Raw genomic sequence first — 349 nt, forward strand, 5'->3', positions numbered from 1 at the left:
TCGTTGGAAAGAATGTAGAAGACGCGTCTATCCCCTCTGCAGTCATACGGTATGACATCCTGTTTGAGGCAACACTGCCAAATACAGGAAACACGAAGAAAGAAGAGATCGGTGTCATCATAAATCTTGAGGCACAGAATGAAACAGCGCGTCTGTCATATCCGTTATTGAGCAGAGCGATTTATTACTGCAGCAGGATCTTGGGAAAACAAAAGAACGCAACGGATGGATTCCAGCATTCTAATTTCGGAGATATGAAAAAAGTATACTCGATATGGTTGTGTTTCCATCATCCAAAGGACATGGACAACGTGATCAACCGATACAGCATGCAGGAAAGCAGCATGAT

1 pseudogene is annotated in these 349 nt (G+C 43.3%); it reads left to right on the forward strand.

Annotation, left to right across the window (positions count from 1 at the left end):
• Positions 1-349, forward strand: a pseudogene (locus NE665_RS24140) (hypothetical protein); the annotation flags it as partial.

It is taken from the genome of Clostridium sp. DFI.1.208 (assembly GCF_024463855.1).
Taxonomy (GTDB): domain Bacteria; phylum Bacillota_I; class Bacilli_A; order Erysipelotrichales; family Erysipelotrichaceae; genus Clostridium_AQ.